The organism is Flavobacterium sp. 123 (assembly GCF_003634825.1).
Taxonomy (GTDB): domain Bacteria; phylum Bacteroidota; class Bacteroidia; order Flavobacteriales; family Flavobacteriaceae; genus Flavobacterium.
This window is the reverse complement of record NZ_RBXD01000001.1, coordinates 2,861,510-2,878,759: the sequence shown is the minus strand read 5'-3', so window position 1 is coordinate 2,878,759 and position 17,250 is coordinate 2,861,510. Positions and strand designations below refer to the sequence as shown.

The 17,250-nt window shown below is 31.9% G+C and carries 13 protein-coding genes; 7 read left to right on the top strand and 6 right to left on the bottom strand.

Annotated features, from left to right (window positions below; translation table 11 throughout):
* Positions 1-165: 165 nt before the first annotated feature.
* The 5 genes from C8C88_RS12670 to C8C88_RS12650 form a co-directional block, all read right to left on the bottom strand.
* Entirely contained in the window at positions 166-1,098 is a 933-nt protein-coding gene (locus C8C88_RS12670; RefSeq protein ID WP_121338471.1) for a transglutaminase, read from the bottom strand.
* A 182-nt stretch (positions 1,099-1,280) separates the two neighbouring features.
* Positions 1,281-2,405, bottom strand: coding sequence for an SDR family oxidoreductase (locus C8C88_RS12665; RefSeq protein WP_121338470.1), 1,125 nt, complete (start codon positions 2,403-2,405; stop codon positions 1,281-1,283).
* A gap of 94 nt (positions 2,406-2,499) precedes the next feature.
* Complete coding sequence (locus C8C88_RS12660; protein ID WP_121338469.1) at positions 2,500-3,369, bottom strand: nucleoside phosphorylase; 870 nt, start codon at positions 3,367-3,369, stop codon at positions 2,500-2,502.
* A gap of 53 nt (positions 3,370-3,422) precedes the next feature.
* A complete protein-coding gene (locus C8C88_RS12655) occupies positions 3,423-3,752 on the bottom strand; it encodes a translation initiation factor (RefSeq protein ID WP_121338673.1) in 330 nt (109 codons plus the stop codon).
* A 105-nt stretch (positions 3,753-3,857) separates the two neighbouring features.
* A complete protein-coding gene (locus C8C88_RS12650) occupies positions 3,858-4,808 on the bottom strand; it encodes an isopenicillin N synthase family oxygenase (RefSeq protein WP_121338468.1) in 951 nt (316 codons plus the stop codon).
* 171 nt (positions 4,809-4,979) lie between these two features.
* Between C8C88_RS12650 and C8C88_RS12645 the strand changes: the two genes are divergently transcribed.
* Complete coding sequence (locus tag C8C88_RS12645; protein ID WP_121338467.1) at positions 4,980-6,956, top strand: thiamine pyrophosphate-dependent enzyme; 1,977 nt, start codon at positions 4,980-4,982, stop codon at positions 6,954-6,956.
* A 50-nt stretch (positions 6,957-7,006) separates the two neighbouring features.
* Here C8C88_RS12645 and C8C88_RS12640 read toward each other — a convergent pair whose 3' ends face one another.
* Positions 7,007-8,551, bottom strand: a complete 1,545-nt coding sequence (locus C8C88_RS12640; RefSeq protein WP_121338466.1) for a hypothetical protein — start codon at positions 8,549-8,551, stop codon at positions 7,007-7,009.
* A gap of 154 nt (positions 8,552-8,705) precedes the next feature.
* On the opposite strand from C8C88_RS12640, the gene C8C88_RS12635 reads away from it, so the two are divergent.
* The 6 genes from C8C88_RS12635 to ilvC all read left to right on the top strand — a co-directional run bounded on the left by C8C88_RS12635 (position 8,706) and on the right by ilvC (position 16,914).
* Positions 8,706-9,872: a 2-isopropylmalate synthase gene (locus C8C88_RS12635; protein WP_121338672.1), complete on the top strand. Its 1,167-nt coding sequence runs from the start codon at positions 8,706-8,708 to the stop codon at positions 9,870-9,872.
* 47 nt (positions 9,873-9,919) lie between these two features.
* Positions 9,920-11,035 (top strand): 3-isopropylmalate dehydrogenase, encoded by a 1,116-nt coding sequence (gene leuB / locus C8C88_RS12630; protein WP_121338465.1) that lies wholly within the window; start codon positions 9,920-9,922, stop codon positions 11,033-11,035.
* A gap of 261 nt (positions 11,036-11,296) precedes the next feature.
* The gene (gene ilvD / locus C8C88_RS12625; RefSeq protein WP_121338464.1) at positions 11,297-12,970 is read left to right on the top strand and encodes a dihydroxy-acid dehydratase; all 1,674 of its coding nucleotides are present in this window, start codon (positions 11,297-11,299) and stop codon (positions 12,968-12,970) included.
* Between the two features lie 145 nt (positions 12,971-13,115).
* Positions 13,116-14,810 carry a biosynthetic-type acetolactate synthase large subunit gene (ilvB, locus tag C8C88_RS12620; RefSeq protein WP_121338463.1) on the top strand — a complete coding sequence of 565 codons (1,695 nt, stop codon included), beginning with the start codon at positions 13,116-13,118 and terminating at the stop codon, positions 14,808-14,810.
* A gap of 94 nt (positions 14,811-14,904) precedes the next feature.
* Positions 14,905-15,429, top strand: coding sequence for an acetolactate synthase small subunit (gene ilvN, locus C8C88_RS12615; RefSeq protein ID WP_121338462.1), 525 nt, complete (start codon positions 14,905-14,907; stop codon positions 15,427-15,429).
* Between the two features lie 15 nt (positions 15,430-15,444).
* A complete protein-coding gene (gene ilvC, locus C8C88_RS12610; RefSeq protein WP_121338461.1) occupies positions 15,445-16,914 on the top strand; it encodes a ketol-acid reductoisomerase in 1,470 nt (489 codons plus the stop codon).
* The last annotated feature ends 336 nt before the right edge of the window (positions 16,915-17,250 follow it).

Genomic DNA, 17,250 nt, shown 5'->3' with positions numbered 1-17,250 from the left:
ATCAAAACTAATTTAACAAAAACAGTAATCGGAGGTATTTACTAAAAATTGAAATACATTTACTAATAACTTAAAATTTATTTGAAAAATACTTGATTTTAAACGTTTTATTTTAGAGAAGACTTTTTTAGAATTAGTATAAATTTAATTCCAAAAACAGCCTAATTAATTTAACGTTAAGGCTCCTAAAATTTCTTCAGACAAGAAAGGTCCTCCAGGATAATTAGCTGTATAATCAAGATTTAACCAAACTTGATTTCTTTCATCAATATGGTAGTGTAGTTGTTTTTTTGAACTTTCTTCAGCAAAAAGAACATTTTTAATCAGGTAATTTATTTTCTCTAAATCGGTTAAAGAGCCAATTAAAATTTCTGGATAAATATGACCTTTGGTATGAATAAGTCGGGGAGCCCCACCAATTGATCTTACTGAGGCAGCCATCAATATCGAATAATCATCACAATCACCCGAAAAATAAAGTAAAGATTCGCTTGCGGTAGCTATATAATCACCTTCTTTTGGATCGCTGACATAATTCCATTTTGAATTAATTTCTTTGAAAACAGCAAAACATTGGATTAATGTTCGGTATTCGGAATAGCCTTTAAGATCTTTAAAATGTTTTGTAGTTGCCATTATTGCAAAATTTCTCACTTTGGGATTTTGATACTCAATTGCATTGACAATTTGTGTTTTGTTTGGAAAAGGAAGCAATTTTGCAATAATAATATCTTGTGGATATGGATTGTCAGACATGGAATAAACCATGGAATTGTAGTCTTCAAATATGCTGTTAAACCCATAATTCCCTAATACAGTTCCATAAAACAAAACCATAAAGTACAAGGAAATACAAATAATAATTATGGTTCTAAGTGCTGTTAAGAATAATTGAATTACAATTAATAAAAATAAAAAAAGAAGGATTCGGTCACTATTAAAAGGCCAATTTAGATTGATAAGATTTTGATGCGCTATAATGAAAACGGGAAAAGTAATTAAAAGATTCAGAAAAAAAATAATAACATGATCCCAAGGTTTTTTCACCTGCAGTTTAGTTCTTATCGTTTTAAAATCAATTTTTTTATTTTGTATCATATTATCAAAAAGCAGTAATCTATATTGCTTTTACAACTTCAACAAAAGTACTTTTTTTATCAATAATTTCCAGTTCAAATAACTGATTTTGAACATTGTTTAACATATTTTTATCTAAATTTATTTAGGAAATTAGGTTTTGGTCCTTTTGATCTAAATTACAAATCCTAAATATTTAAATACTAGACATTAATATCCTTGAAATCATTTACTCTAGCATAACGAATCATGTTAGTAAACGCTTCTTGATCTAGTTTTGGTATTTCAAGAATAGAGTTTAATAATGTAGTATCATATTCATTTGCCTCAGTTATCAAATACGGTTTCAAATGTTTGCCTATACTTTCATAATACAATTTCTCAATTGTATTTTTGTAAGTGAAATCAAGAGAATTTTGGATCAAAGTAAAATTAGAATAACCTACTTCTTTCATTATTAACTGCAATCCTTTTACAATATTAAAACTTCTATCGTTTACAATATTAAGCTGTTGTATGTCTTCTCTTTCGAATATATTAACAATAACTTTGGCTACATAATCAACAGGAATGATATTTAAACCTGTTTTTTCGTTAATCATAAAACGTACGTTTTCTTGTTCGTTTTTTCTTTGTGCAGTAAAGTGAAAGAATTTAGCTAAAAGATAAAAAACCATATATTTTGAAATAAAATAATTGCTTTCTTTTCCTAGCATTTTTCCGCCAATGACACTTGGACGCAAAATTTGATACGGTAATCCTAAAGATTTGCATTGCTGAGCAATATAATTTTCCGAATGAAATTTAGCAGTTTCATAAGCATTTCGATGTTCTGGAATGAAATCTAAATTATGAAAATCATTATCAATTAATCCTTTTCTTTCTCCGGAAGAAAAAGCGGTACTGATGTAAATAAACTTTTTAATAAAAGGATGAAATATGCTGAAAAGTGATTTTGTAATTTTAGTATTTTCATCAAAAATTTTCTCCCGATGCGCTTCATCCGTTGATAAATTTACATAACCTGCTGAATGAATAAAATAGGCATCTTTTATTTGGTTAGAAAAGGTATCCTGAATTTCGGATAAATCAGTATCAATGATTTTGATGTATTCATGTAATTTTGGTAATCCCTTGTCTTTAATTATTTTGGGGGTGTAACTGCTTGATAATATTTCGTTTACACGATCTAAAGCAGACTTTTTTCCTTTATTTCGGGCAATAATAAAGAGTTTTCCATCAATTTCAGTATTAATAAAAAGCTCCAGAATTTCATACATTATATGTGATCCTAAAACTCCAGTTGCTCCAGTAAGTATTATTTTCATTGTTGTTTTGTTCTAAAAAAGCAAATGTAGTTTTAAAAAAATTATTTAAACTTTTTTAAAACTACAAATTCGAAGAGTTTTGAATCATTTAATTTTATTCCGAAGCTATTTTATCCAAAACGTAAACAATCAATTCATCGACAGCTTTGTATGGATCTTCACTAAAAGTACCATTAGCTCGATTAGCAATTATAGCATTCATCGATAAGGCATGATGACCCAAAAGTTTAGAAAGTCCATAAATAGCGGCTGTTTCCATTTCAAAATTAGTAATTCGGTTTCCGCTATAATTGAAATTATCCATCTTTGAATTAAGATTTTCATCTTGAATGTTCAATCGTAAAATGCGACCTTGTGGTCCATAAAAACCTCCTGCAGTTGCAGTTACTCCTTTATGAATGGTATCGCTTTCAATCATTTTTTCAAGTTTCTTTGAACCTGAAATTGCATATGGTTTTCCTTTTCGTAAATCCCAATTGGTATGTTTTATAAAAGCGTCCTCAATTTCAGAATTTGATATTTCGTCAATAACATAGGAGCGAAGCATATTATCAAGGCCTAAACCAAATGTGGACATTACAAAACTGTCAACAGGAATATCAGCTTGCAAGGAGCCAGAAGTTCCTATTCGGATAATATTTAATGATGTTAGCGTTTCTTTTGGTTTGCGAGTTACCAAATCAATATTTACCAAAGCATCTAACTCGTTCATTACAATATCAATATTGTCAGGACCAATCCCAGTTGATAAAACTGTAATTCGTTTGCCTTTGAATAGTCCGGTTTGAGTTTTAAATTCTCTTTTTTGAGTAGAAAATTCTATGCTGTCAAAAAACTGCGTGATTTTTTCCACTCTATTTTGATCCCCAACAAAAATAATGTTGTGTGCAATGTGTTCCGGTTTTAAATTTAAATGGTAAACACTTCCGTCAGGATTGAGAATTAATTCAGATGATTGTATCATTACTTTTTTTGTTTGAGATTTAATGTTTGAAGTTGCTCAACGGAACACTTTTTCTAGCCTCCAACTCGTTTTACTTTAAATCCTTTTTCTTTGAGTATTTGCATTATTTTATCTCGGTAATCTCCTTGAATAATTATAGAAGCATCTTTGAAACTTCCACCAACACTTAATTTGGTTTTGATTTCTTTAGCTAAAATTTTGAAATCTTCATCAGTTCCTTCGTAACCTTCAATTATAGTGGTCGCTTTTCCTTTTCTTTTTTCGAATTTGCAAATCATAGGTTCTTTTTGAACATATAATTCATGAGCAACTTCTTCAACTTTTTCTTCAGGAGCGATTTGATGATCCGGAAATAGGTTTTTTAATTGGTCTTGTAAATCCATTTTTAATATTTTTAGTTGTCTTTTTGCTTTCGGGATAAAAATAGAAAGCAAAAAGACATTAAGCATAAACTCAATGTCTTTTATTTATTGATGTAAATTTAAGTTTTATTTTTTGATTAAACCTAAATCTACTAAACGTTCGTAAAGGTATTCACCAGCAGTAATATCATCAAATTTCTTTGGATTTTCAGAATCAATACATTTTTCCAAACAATCTAATTTCATGTCACTCACTGGGTGCATAAAAAACGGAATAGAATATCGGGAAGTTCCCCATAATTCTCTTGGTGGATTTACTACTTGATGAATAGTAGATTTTAATTTGTTATTAGTATGACGAGATAACATATCACCAACATTAATGACTAATTCATCTGATTCAGCGATGGCATCAATCCATTCACCGTTATGATTTTGCACCTGAAGTCCTTTTCCTTGAGCTCCCATCAATAAAGTAATTAAATTGATATCTCCGTGAGCCGCGGCGCGAATAGCATTTTCTGGTTCAGAAGTAATAGGAGGATAGTGTATCGGTCTTAGTATTGAATTTCCATCTTTGGCAAATTCATCAAAATAAAATTCGTCTAAACCAAGATGTAATGCTAATGCTCTTAATACATAAATCCCTGTTTTTTCCAGCATTTGATACGCTTCTTTTCCTACATCATTGAAACGATCTAATTCTTTTACTTCTACATTTTTAGGATATTCCGAAGCATATTTTGAATCGTCAGAAACGTATTGACCAAAATGCCAAAACTCTTTTAAATCTCCTTCTTTTCGGCCTTTAGCATGTTCTTTGCCAAACGAAACATACCCTCGCTGTCCTCCAATTCCGGGAATTTCATAATTGTGTTTAGTTTCTAATGGCAAAGCGAAAAATTTTCTAATTTCGCTATATAATTCATCAACCAATTGGTCATTTAAAAAATGCCCTTTTAGTGCTACGAAGCCAATATCTTCAAAAGCACTTCCGATTTCATTTACAAATTTTTGTTTACGTTTCGGGTCATCCGAAAGGAAATCACGCAAGTTAACACTAGGAATGTTTTGCATATTTTATGTATTTTATAAAGTAAAAGTTATTTAAAACTTTCTATACAAATGTAAATATTATTTTTAAATCATATTTTTAAATTTTTCAAATCAAATTTTAAATAATATAACAAAAACAAATGTAATTGTTATATTTTTATATCTTTGAGTAATGTAATAAAATAGAAGAAAATGACCTTTGACAGAAAAGATTTAACTAATAATCAACTATTAGATTTATATAAAAAAATTCTTAAGCCTAGGCTGATTGAGGAAAAAATGTTGATACTTATTCGTCAAGGAAAAGTATCAAAATGGTTTTCTGGAATTGGTCAAGAAGCAATTTCTGTAGGGGTTACAGCAGTTTTGGATTCGGATGAATATATTTTACCGATGCACCGAAATTTAGGTGTTTTTACAGGGAGAAACATTCCGTTGTACCGCCTTTTTTCGCAATGGCAAGGCAAAGCAAATGGATTTACTAAAGGACGTGATCGTAGTTTTCATTTTGGAACACAGCAATATAAAATTATTGGAATGATTTCGCATCTTGGTCCGCAGTTAGGGGTTGCAGACGGAATAGCATTAGCGAATAAACTTTCGAAAAACGGTAAAATTACCGCTGTTTTTACAGGAGAAGGTGCCACTAGTGAGGGTGATTTTCATGAAGCATTAAATATTGCATCAGTATGGGAATTGCCGGTTATGTTTGTAATTGAAAACAATGGATACGGTCTTTCTACCCCAACTAATGAACAGTACCGTTGCGAAAATTTAGCCGATAAAGGAATTGGCTATGGTATAGAAAGTCATATAATTGACGGAAATAATATTCTGGAAGTATATAATTTGCTCTCTGATTTGAAAGCCTCAATGATTGAAAAACCTCGGCCTGTTTTACTAGAATTTAAAACTTTTAGAATGCGTGGGCATGAAGAGGCGAGTGGTACCAAATATGTTCCTCAGGAATTAATGGATATGTGGGCAGTAAAAGATCCTGTAGAAAATTACAGGAAATTCTTGATTGAAAATGAAATTCTCTCCGCTGATTTTGATGCTACTTTACATACAGAAATTAAAAATGATATTGATGAAAGTTTGGCTATAGCCAATGCTGAACCAGAAATAAAACCATCCTACAATGAAGAATTAGAAGATGTTTATCAACAGTATAATTTTGAGCTTGTTAAACCAGATTTAAAAACGGAAAACATTCGTTTTATCGATGCAATTTCGGCTAGTCTGAGACAATCGATGGAGCGTCACTACAACCTCGTAATTATGGGGCAAGATGTTGCTGAATATGGCGGAGCGTTTAAAATTACCGATGGATTTGTTGCGCAGTTTGGAAAAGAAAGGATCCGAAATACGCCAATTTGTGAAAGCGCAGTAGTTTCTGTTGGAATGGGATTATCTATCAATGGACACAAAGCGATTGTAGAAATGCAATTTGCTGATTTTGTTTCAACAGGGTTTAATCCAATCGTAAATTTATTGGCTAAATCGCATTACCGCTGGTTGGAAAAAGCAGATGTTGTCGTTCGCATGCCATGTGGTGGTGGAACTCAAGCGGGACCTTTTCATTCGCAAACTAATGAAGCTTGGTTTACTAAAACACCAGGATTGAAAGTGGTTTATCCGGCTTTTCCTTATGATGCCAAAGGCTTGTTAAATACCTCAATTAATGATCCAAACCCAGTTATGTTTTTTGAACACAAGCAATTATACAGAAGCATTCATCAAGAGGTACCAACTAATTATTATACAATTCCATTGGGGAAAGCTGCTTTATTGAAAGAAGGTGATACAGTTACTATTATTTCTTTTGGAGCTGCTGTTCATTGGGCATTAGAAACTTTAGCTAAGAACCCTGAAATAGCTGCTGATTTACTAGATTTAAGAACTTTACAGCCTTTAGATACAGAAGCTATTTTTGCTTCAGTAAAGAAAACAGGAAGAGTTATTATTTATCAGGAAGATTCTATGTTTGGCGGTGTTGCAAGCGATATTTCGGCATTAATTATGGAAAATTGTTTTGAACATTTAGATGCACCAGTAAAAAGATGTGCCAGTTTAGATAGTCCAATACCGTTTACAAAAGCATTAGAAGATCAGTATTTGCCGAAAGGCAAATTCGAAAAAGAATTGTTAGCTCTTATAGCGTATTAACTAAAAAAAGCTCCTTGGTTTCAAGGAGCTTTTTAGTTATAAATAAATCATTATCGGTTGCTTAGTTTTGCTTTTTCTTTGATAATATCACTAATTTTTCGGTTTTCTATTTTACTTTCCAGCCAAGAAATAATATCGAGATATAGGAAGGCTCTTTTTTCGTAAGTGTTTTTTTCCAATTCGATAAAGCGTTCTCTCATTTTTACAAACTCTTTTTTGATGTCGTTTGGATAAATGGAGTTTAAGTTTTTCATGAATTTGATAATTTCTTTTTGTACCTCATGCAAATCATTCATTTTTATCAAAAACTTATAAGTATTTTTCAGTTGGGTTTCTAAATAATAATCTTTACCAATCTCATAATGAGCAATTAAGCATAATATTCTAGAAAAACACATTAAATCTTCACGCATGGTGAGGTGTTTATTGTTTATGATTTTTTCCAAATAAAATATGGATTCATTATATTTTTCGTTACCAAAATAAATAGAAGCAATCTTGTAGTAAAACAACATTTCGTGATGTTCATCAAGATGTTCACTATGAGTTTTTAGTTTTTCAATAACTTCAGGAATTAGATATTCTGCTTCTGCAAAAGTTCCTTCTAAAATATGATAATTCAATTTGTTGTTATAAACATACAAAAATGACAAACTTGCAATATTATCATTAACGGGGAAACGGGAATCTTTAATTGTTTCTTCTAAAAGGCCTAAATATTTTTTGAATTTTGATTTGTATTTAAGCATATATAATGATTCCAGTAAATAATGATTTCCTTTTAGAAAGAAAACAGGATTTAAGTAAATCATATTTGGATTATCGTAGAAAAGAGTAACCCATTTAAGTGCATATTTATAACAAGATAAAAAATCTTGAACTAAAAAGCTTCTCCAAAGATTAGCATTGTAAAACCAATATTTTTCTCTAAATCCAAATTTCTTTTCATCAAATTTAGAAATATGTTTGTTGAAATAGTCGTCAATATATTTGTACTCTTCATCACTTTTTACGTAGCCCGTTTTAAGCATAATACCATAAAGTTGCAAAGACAAATTAGACAACTTACTAGATATAGTATTGCGGTAATTCAGCTCTTTGGCTTGGACAACTAATTCATCCGCACGCCCTTGTATACTTCGGGTTATGTACTGTGATTCAATTAATTTTTCGAATTCTACAATTTCGTAAGCCATTAGTTTTTCATCATTCTCTAAGGCTAATTGTTTGGTTTTGTCTAATATTTTTAGACTTTGTTTGTATAATCCTTTATTGTATAAAATGGCAGCAAAATCAATTTGTTCCCTAAGTTGATACCGAATATTTTGACTGGGAATATTAAGTCTAATACTTACTAAGATTTGTTTGTATAAATAAGACTTTAAGTTTGATAATTGCACTTTTTTAATGATGCCACTTTTCAAAATAAGTTTCTCATCATAAACTTCTGATTTGTCTAAAATGTTGAATAATTCGATGAATTTTGTATTTGAACTAGTTTCAAGTCGGCTAGCAAAAATCTTAAACTGTCTTTTTTCAGATTTAGATAGCGATTTAATTAGTACAAATAAGAAATCTTTTTGATGGTTAGCCATTGTAAAATAAAGTAATGTAAAATACTGATTTTCAATTATTTAAATAGGTTTAAATAGCTTTATAAACAGTATATTTTATTAAAATGATTTTTATAACAAAGTATTGAAATCTATTTTTGTTATTAAGATGTGAAATTACATTAAATAAATGAAAATGAATAGAGAGAAAGTTCAAATTTTTGATACCACTTTACGTGATGGTGAACAGGTCCCGGGATGTAAATTAGATACAAATCAAAAGTTGATAATTGCCAATCGTTTAGACGAAATGGGCGTTGATATTATCGAAGCTGGTTTTCCTGTTTCTAGTCCAGGTGATTTTTTATCTGTTTCAGAAATATGCAAAATTGTAAAAAACGCAACTGTTTGTGGACTTACCAGAGCAGTTAAAAATGATATTGATGTAGCTGCAGCAGCTTTGAAACACGCTGTAAAGCCACGTATTCATACTGGAATCGGAACTTCAGATTCCCATATTATTCACAAACTACAAACTACAAGAGAAGATATTATTGCTAGAGCAAAATTTGCTGTTGCACATGCTAAATCGTATGTGGAAGATGTAGAATTTTATGCTGAAGATGCAGGAAGAACTGATAATGAATTTTTAGCTAAAGTTTGCGAAGAAGTTATCAAGTCTGGTGCTACTGTGCTTAATATTCCTGATACTACAGGATATTGCTTGCCTGATGAATATGGTGCGAAAATAAAATATTTAAGAGAAAACGTAAAAGGGATTGAAAATGTAATTCTTTCTTGTCATTGTCATAATGATTTAGGAATGGCAACTGCTAACTCAATTGCTGGTGCGGTAAATGGCGCGAGACAAATAGAATGTACTATAAATGGAATTGGAGAAAGAGCAGGAAACACGGCCCTTGAAGAAGTGGTTATGGTTTTTAAACAACATCCATATTTAAATTTATATACCGATATTGATAGTAAACAATTAAATGAGATGAGCCGTTTGGTTTCTGAAAGTATGGGAATGATGGTTCAACCTAACAAAGCTATTGTTGGTGCGAATGCCTTTGCTCATAGTTCTGGAATTCATCAAGATGGTGTTATTAAAAATAGAGCTACTTATGAAATCATGGATCCTTTAGATGTAGGTGTAAATGAATCTTCAATTATCCTTACTGCTAGAAGCGGTAGAGCAGCATTAGCTTATAGAGCTAAAAAAGTAGGTTACGAATTGACAAAAGTACAATTAGACATTGTCTATGTTGAGTTTTTGAAATTTGCAGATATTAAGAAAGAAGTACTTGACGAAGATATTCATCAAATTATTGAAGCTTGTAAAACCTTAACAAACGCTTAATTTAACCAGAATATAGGTTACCAAATCAACCCAAAACAAACATTATTATGAACTTAAAAATAGCAGTATTATCAGGAGACGGAATAGGTCCGGAAGTGATTCTGCAAGCAAAGAAAGCTTTGTATGCAGTAGGTGTTGTGTATGATCATGAGTTTGTTTTTGAAGAGGCTCTCATTGGTGCTATCGCAATTGATAAAACGGGTAATCCATTGCCTGAGCAAACCTTGAATCTTTGTTTAAACACGGATGCTGTTTTGTTTGGGGCCATTGGTGATCCAATGTATGATAACGATCCAACTGCTAAAATTCGTCCAGAATTAGGCTTGTTGAAGCTAAGAAAAGAATTAGGTTTATTTGCTAATATTAGACCAATCAAAGCGTATCCTAAATTAATGGATTCTTCTCCAATAAAGAAAGAAGTTTTACAAGGGACTGATTTTATAGTTTATAGAGAATTGAATGGCGGAATGTATTTTGGTGACAAAACCACAAATGAAGAAGGAACATATGCTTCTGATTTGTGTGAATATAATGAAGAAGAAATTACAAAAATTACCCATTTAGCTTTCAAAGCAGCACAAGGTAGACGTAAGAAAGTTACCTTAGTTGATAAAGCTAATGTATTAGAAACCTCTCGTTTGTGGAGAAAAGTAGTTACTAAGATTGCTGCAGCATATCCAGATGTTACGTTAAACTTCTTGTATGTTGACAACGCTGCAATGCAAATTATTTCGAATCCAAGACAGTTTGATGTTTTATTGACTGATAATCTTTTTGGAGATATTCTTTCTGATGAAGCGAGCGTTATTTCGGGTTCTATTGGGTTAATGGCTTCGGCATCTTTAGGAGAAAAACATTCTCTTTTTGAGCCAATTCACGGTTGTTATACCGAGGCAAAAGATAAAAATATTGCAAATCCAATTGCAGCAATACTATCGGTGGCGTTGTTGCTAGAACATTTTGGACTTACAACAGAATCTAAAAAAGTTATTAAAGCTGTAGAAAGAGCTATTATTACTCAGGTGGTTACGGTTGATTTAAAAGTAAATTCACAATTTGGAACGAATGAAGTGGGTGATTTTATTTCAAATTATATAATGAACGAAGGTGATTTATATTTTAAAAAGGATTTTGTTCAAATAGGACAATCGACTATTGTTTAAAATAGTCAAAAAGCATTTATAATTGAATGCCAAAATAATGAGATTATGTTTTTGTAGTTGTATTAGTTTTTATACTTTTACACCTCAATTAAAACAAAAATGCTAATCTCAACTATTATTTCTTCAATTATTAATGTCAATGTGGTAAACACATGTGCAGAGGGAATGGTATAGATATAATTAAAAAAATATTTAAAACCTCCCATATTAATTGGGAGGTTTTTTTTTAGAAAGAATTTAAAACATAGAAACATAAATACAATGGAATTAAATAAATACAGCAAAACAATCACGCAAGACGAAACACAGCCAGCTTCTCAAGCCATGTTCTACGGAATTGGTTTGACAGAAGAGGATCTTAAAAAAGCGCAGGTAGGAATTGTGAGCATGGGTTACGATGGAAATCCGTGTAACATGCACTTAAACGACCTAGCTAAAGATATAAAAACTGGCGTCTGGGCTGCTGATATGGTTGGGTTGATTTTTAATACTATTGGTGTAAGTGATGGTATTTCTAATGGAAATGATGGAATGCGTTTTTCTTTAGTTTCTCGTGATGTGATTGCAGATTCTATCGAAACTGTTATGGGAGCACAATGGTATGATGGTCTGATTGCTGTGCCAGGTTGTGATAAAAATATGCCGGGAGCTTTAATGGCAATGGGAAGAGTAAATCGACCTTCCATTATGGTTTACGGAGGATCTATTCATCCAGGAAAATGGAAAGGAGAGGATTTAAATATTGTTTCTGCTTTTGAAGCTTTAGGTAAAAAAATTAAGAACACAATTACACCTGAAGATTTCAAAGGAGTAATTCAAAATGCTTGTCCAGGTGCAGGTGCTTGTGGTGGAATGTACACCGCAAATACAATGTCATCAGCAATTGAAGCATTAGGAATGAGTTTGCCTTATAGCTCATCAAATCCTGCTTTGAGTCCAGAAAAAAAACAAGAATGTGTTGATGCTGGTAAAGCTATCAGAATATTATTGGAAAAAGATATTAAGCCTAGAGATATTATGACTCGTAAAGCATTTGAAAATGCAATTACTATGGTCGCTGTTTTAGGTGGTTCTACTAATGCGGTAATGCACTTAATTGCAATGGCGCACTCAGTAGGTATTGAATTGACATTAAAAGATTTTCAAGATATCAGTGATAAAACACCATTATTAGCCGACTTGAAGCCAAGTGGTAAATACTTAATGGAAGATCTACATAATGTAGGTGGTGTTCCAGGAGTAATGAAATATTTGTTAAAAGAAGGTTTCTTACACGGTGACTGTTTAACAGTAACAGGAAAAACAATAGCAGAGAATTTAGCTTCAATTCCTGATTTACAAGATGGTCAAGAAGTGATTTTTGAAATTCAAAAAGCTTTAAAAGCTACTGGAAATATTCAAATTCTTTACGGAAACATTGCAACAGAAGGTTGTGTGGCTAAAATTAGTGGTAAAGAAGGAGAGTTTTTTGAAGGTACAGCCGTAGTTTTTGAAGGTGAAAAAGATGTAATTAGAGGAATTCAGGCAGGTGAAGTAAAATCTGGAAACGTAGTGATTATTCGTTACTGTGGTCCAAAAGGTGGTCCAGGTATGTCTGAAATGTTAAAACCAACATCTGCCATTATGGGAGCTGGTTTAGGAAATACGGTTGCTTTGATTACTGACGGACGTTTTTCTGGAGGTTCACACGGTTTTGTAGTGGGGCACGTTACTCCAGAAGCTTACGAAGGTGGAGGAATTGCTTTAATCGAAAACGGAGATGTTATTACCATTGATGCTGTAAATAACACCATTAACATGAAGATTTCTGACGAAGAATTTGCAAAACGTAAAGCCAATTGGAAAAAACCAGAATCTCAAATTAAACAAGGGGTTTTACTTAAATATATGCGTTCGGTCTCCAGTGCCTCTGAAGGATGTGTTACTGACAAATAAAAACCAATAGCAATTTCAAAAGTCAATATCCATATCAAAAAAACATTTTGATTGTTATTACCACTGAATTTTGAAATTGCCATTGATATTGAAATTGCTATTGCCAATTAATTTTAAAAAAGGCAGTTGCTAAAAAAAACAAAAAATGGGAACAAATAAAATATCAGGCGCCGAAGCCGTTATTAGATGCTTATTAGAAGAAGGAGTAAACGTGGTTTATGGCTATCCAGGTGGTGCTATAATGCCTGTTTATGATGAATTATATAAATTTAAAGATGAACTGCATCATGTTTTAGTACGCCACGAACAAGGTGCTACACATGCTGCGCAAGGTTTTGCTAGAGCAACAGGAAAAGTAGGTGTTGCAATTGCAACTTCAGGTCCAGGTGCTACAAACTTAGTTACTGGTATTGCTGATGCTCAAATAGATTCAACGCCTTTGGTTTGTATTACAGGTCAAGTAGGAAAGCATTTATTAGGTTCTGATGCTTTTCAGGAAACTGACATTATTGGAATTTCAACCCCAGTAACAAAATGGAATTACCAAGTTACTGAGGCACATGAAATACCTGAAATTATTGCTAAAGCATTCTTTATTGCAAAATCAGGTCGTCCAGGGCCAGTATTAATTGATATTACTAAAAATGCTCAATTTGATGAGCTAGAATTTAGTTATAAAAAATGTACTAGCATAAGAAGTTATACTCCAAAGCCAACTTTAAAACTTGATAAAGTTGCAGCAGCAGCGGAAATAATTAATAATGCCAAAAAACCAATGATCATATTTGGTCAAGGTATTATTCTTAGCGAAGCAGAAGCGGAGCTTAAAGCTTTAATTGAAAAATCAGGAATTCCTGCAGCATGGACTATTTTAGGTCTTTCGGCATTGCCAACAGATCATCCACTAAATGTAGGGATGGTAGGGATGCATGGAAATTATGGCCCAAACGTTTTGACTAACGAGTGTGATGTTTTGATTGCGCTTGGAATGCGTTTTGATGACCGTGTAACGGGTAACTTAGCAACGTATGCAAAACAAGCTAAAGTGGTTCACGTTGAAATTGATCCTGCTGAAATCGATAAAAATGTAAAAACAACGGTAGCTGTTTTAGCAGATTTAAAAGAAGCTTTGACAGCATTGATTCCTCTTGTTGAAAAAAATAATCATGATTCATGGCATAATGAATTCAAAGAAAAATACAAAATTGAATTAGAAAAGGTTATTGATGAAGAGTTGAAACCAAATCATGAAGGAATTTCTATGGGAGAAACTATTGAAATGATCAATAAACATTCTAAAGGAGATGCTATTATGGTTTCGGATGTAGGGCAACACCAAATGTTTACCTGTCGTTATTCAAAGTTTAACACTACAAAAAGTAACATTACATCAGGAGGTTTAGGAACTATGGGATTTGCTTTGCCAGCTGCAATTGGAGCTAAAATGGGAAGGCCAGATCGTGAAGTAGTGGCTATCATTGGAGATGGAGGGTTTCAAATGACAATTCAAGAATTAGGAACAATTTTTCAAACACAAGTTCCCGTGAAAATTGTGGTACTTAACAATGAATTTTTAGGAATGGTTCGCCAATGGCAACAATTGTTTTTTGACAAACGATATGCTTCCACAGAAATGATAAATCCAAACTTTATTGCTATTGCCGAAGGATATTATATTAAGGCTAAGAAAGTAACCAAAAGAGAAGATTTAGATGCAGCGGTTGCTGAAATGATGGCTTCAAAAGATTCATATTTCCTTGAAGTTATGGTTGAAAAAGAAAATAACGTATTCCCAATGATTCCAACAGGAGCATCGGTTTCGGACATTCGTTTGTCCTAAAATAGTTTAAAGTTTAAGGTTTAAAGTTGTTCGGAACTGAAAATAATGTTGCTCAACTTTAAACTTTAAACATAAAAACTTTAAACATAAAAAAATGGAAAATAAAACATTCACCATTTCTGTTTATTCAGAAAACAACGTTGGCTTACTAAATAGAATATCAGGTATATTCTTGAAACGCCATATCAACATTTTAAGTTTAAATGTATCCGAATCAGAAATCGAAAATGTTTCTCGATTTGTTATTGTGGTTGACACAACTGAAAAATGGGTTCAAAATATTGTTGGGCAAATAGAAAAACAAATAGAAGTTATAAAAGCATTTTATCATATAGATGAGGAAACTATCTTTTTAGAAAGTGCGTTATTCAAAATAGAATCTAGTTTGTTATTTGACGAAAGACAAATTCAAAATATTATTAAAGAAAGTCATTCAGAAATAGTAACTGTTTCAAGAGACTTTTTTGTAATATCAAAATCAGGAAGACGTTCTGAAATAGAAGAATTATACGAAAAATTAAAACCTTTCGGAATCATGCAATTTGTACGTTCAGGAAGAATATCTGTTTCCAAATCAAAAATGGAAATATCATCATTATTAGAAGAATTAAAATCATAAATTAAATATTAGAAAATGGCAAATTATTTCAATTCATTATCACTTAGATTACAATTAGAACAATTAGGAGTTTGTGAATTCATGGATCAATCTGAATTCTCAAACGGAATAACTGCATTAGCAGGAAAAAAAGTAGTTATCGTAGGTTGCGGTGCTCAAGGTTTAAACCAAGGTTTGAATATGAGAGATTCTGGTTTAGATATTTCTTATGCTTTGCGTGCAGAAGCAATTGCTCAAAAAAGAGCTTCTTACATGAATGCTGCTGATAATGGTTTCAAAGTGGGAACTTATGAAGAATTAATTCCAACGGCTGATTTGGTTTGTAACCTTACACCAGATAAACAACATACTGCAGTAGTTGCAGCAATTATGCCTTTGATGAAAAATGGTTCGACTTTAGCGTACTCTCACGGTTTTAATATCGTTGAAGAAGGAATGCAAATTCGTAAAGATATCACAGTAATTATGTGTGCTCCAAAATGTCCAGGTTCTGAAGTACGTGAAGAGTACAAAAGAGGATTTGGTGTTCCAACATTAATTGCAGTTCACCCTGAAAATGATCCAAACGGTCTAGGTCTTGAGCAAGCAAAAGCGTATGCTGTTGCAACTGGAGGTCATAGAGCAGGAGTTTTGAAATCTTCATTCGTAGCTGAAGTAAAATCAGACTTAATGGGAGAACAAACTATTCTTTGTGGAATGTTACAAACAGGTTCTATCTTATGTTTTGACAAAATGGTTGAAAAAGGAATCGAGCCAGGATATGCTTCAAAATTAATTCAATATGGTTGGGAAACTGTAACTGAAGCGTTGAAACATGGTGGTATTACTAACATGATGGATCGTTTGAACAATCCTTCAAAAATTCAAGCTTTCGAAATTGCTGAAGAATTAAAAGATATCATGCGTCCTTTGTTTCAAAAACACCAAGATGATATTATTTCTGGAGAATTTTCAAGAAATATGATGATTGACTGGGCTAATAATGATGTTAATTTATTAACTTGGAGAGCAGCAACAGCTGAAACTAATTTTGAAAAAACAGCTCCAACTGAAGCTCCAATTTCTGAACAAGAATATTTCGATAACGGAATATTAATGATTGCAATGGTAAAAGCCGGTGTTGAATTAGCTTTCGAAACGATGACTGAGTCTGGAATCATTGAAGAATCAGCTTATTATGAGTCTTTACATGAATTGCCTTTGATTGCAAATACTGTAGCAAGAAAAAAATTATATGAAATGAACAGAATCATTTCTGATACAGCAGAATATGGTTGTTATTTATTTGATCATGCTTGTAAACCATTATTAGTTGACTTCATGAAAACTGTTGAAACTAATATTATTGGAAAACCATTTTCTACATCAAATGGAGTAGATAATGCAGTTCTTATTGCAGTTAACAAAAGTATTCGTCAACACCCTATTGAAGAAGTAGGTGAGTGGTTGAGAGAATCAATGACTGCTATGAAAAAAATTGGATAATTAAAAACTGGAATTACCACACATGAGGGTGTGCTGGAATTTGCATTATATCATTTGAATCCATAATATTTTGAATTAGTAAAGCATTTATTAAAAGATAAGCGGGTATGGATGCATGTTACATTCACTTAACTTATGTTAAATTGAGTTAAGTGAAGTAATTCCTAATTAAAAGAAAATTAAATGCTATTTTTTAAATAGTATTTTTTTTTAAAATTTTCATAATTGAAAAGGGGTAATAAAGCACGGTTTTATTACTAAATTATTGTTGTAAATTTTTGTTAAGCTAAAAGCGAGGTAGTTATTCTATCTCGCTTTTGTTGTTGTAATAAGAAT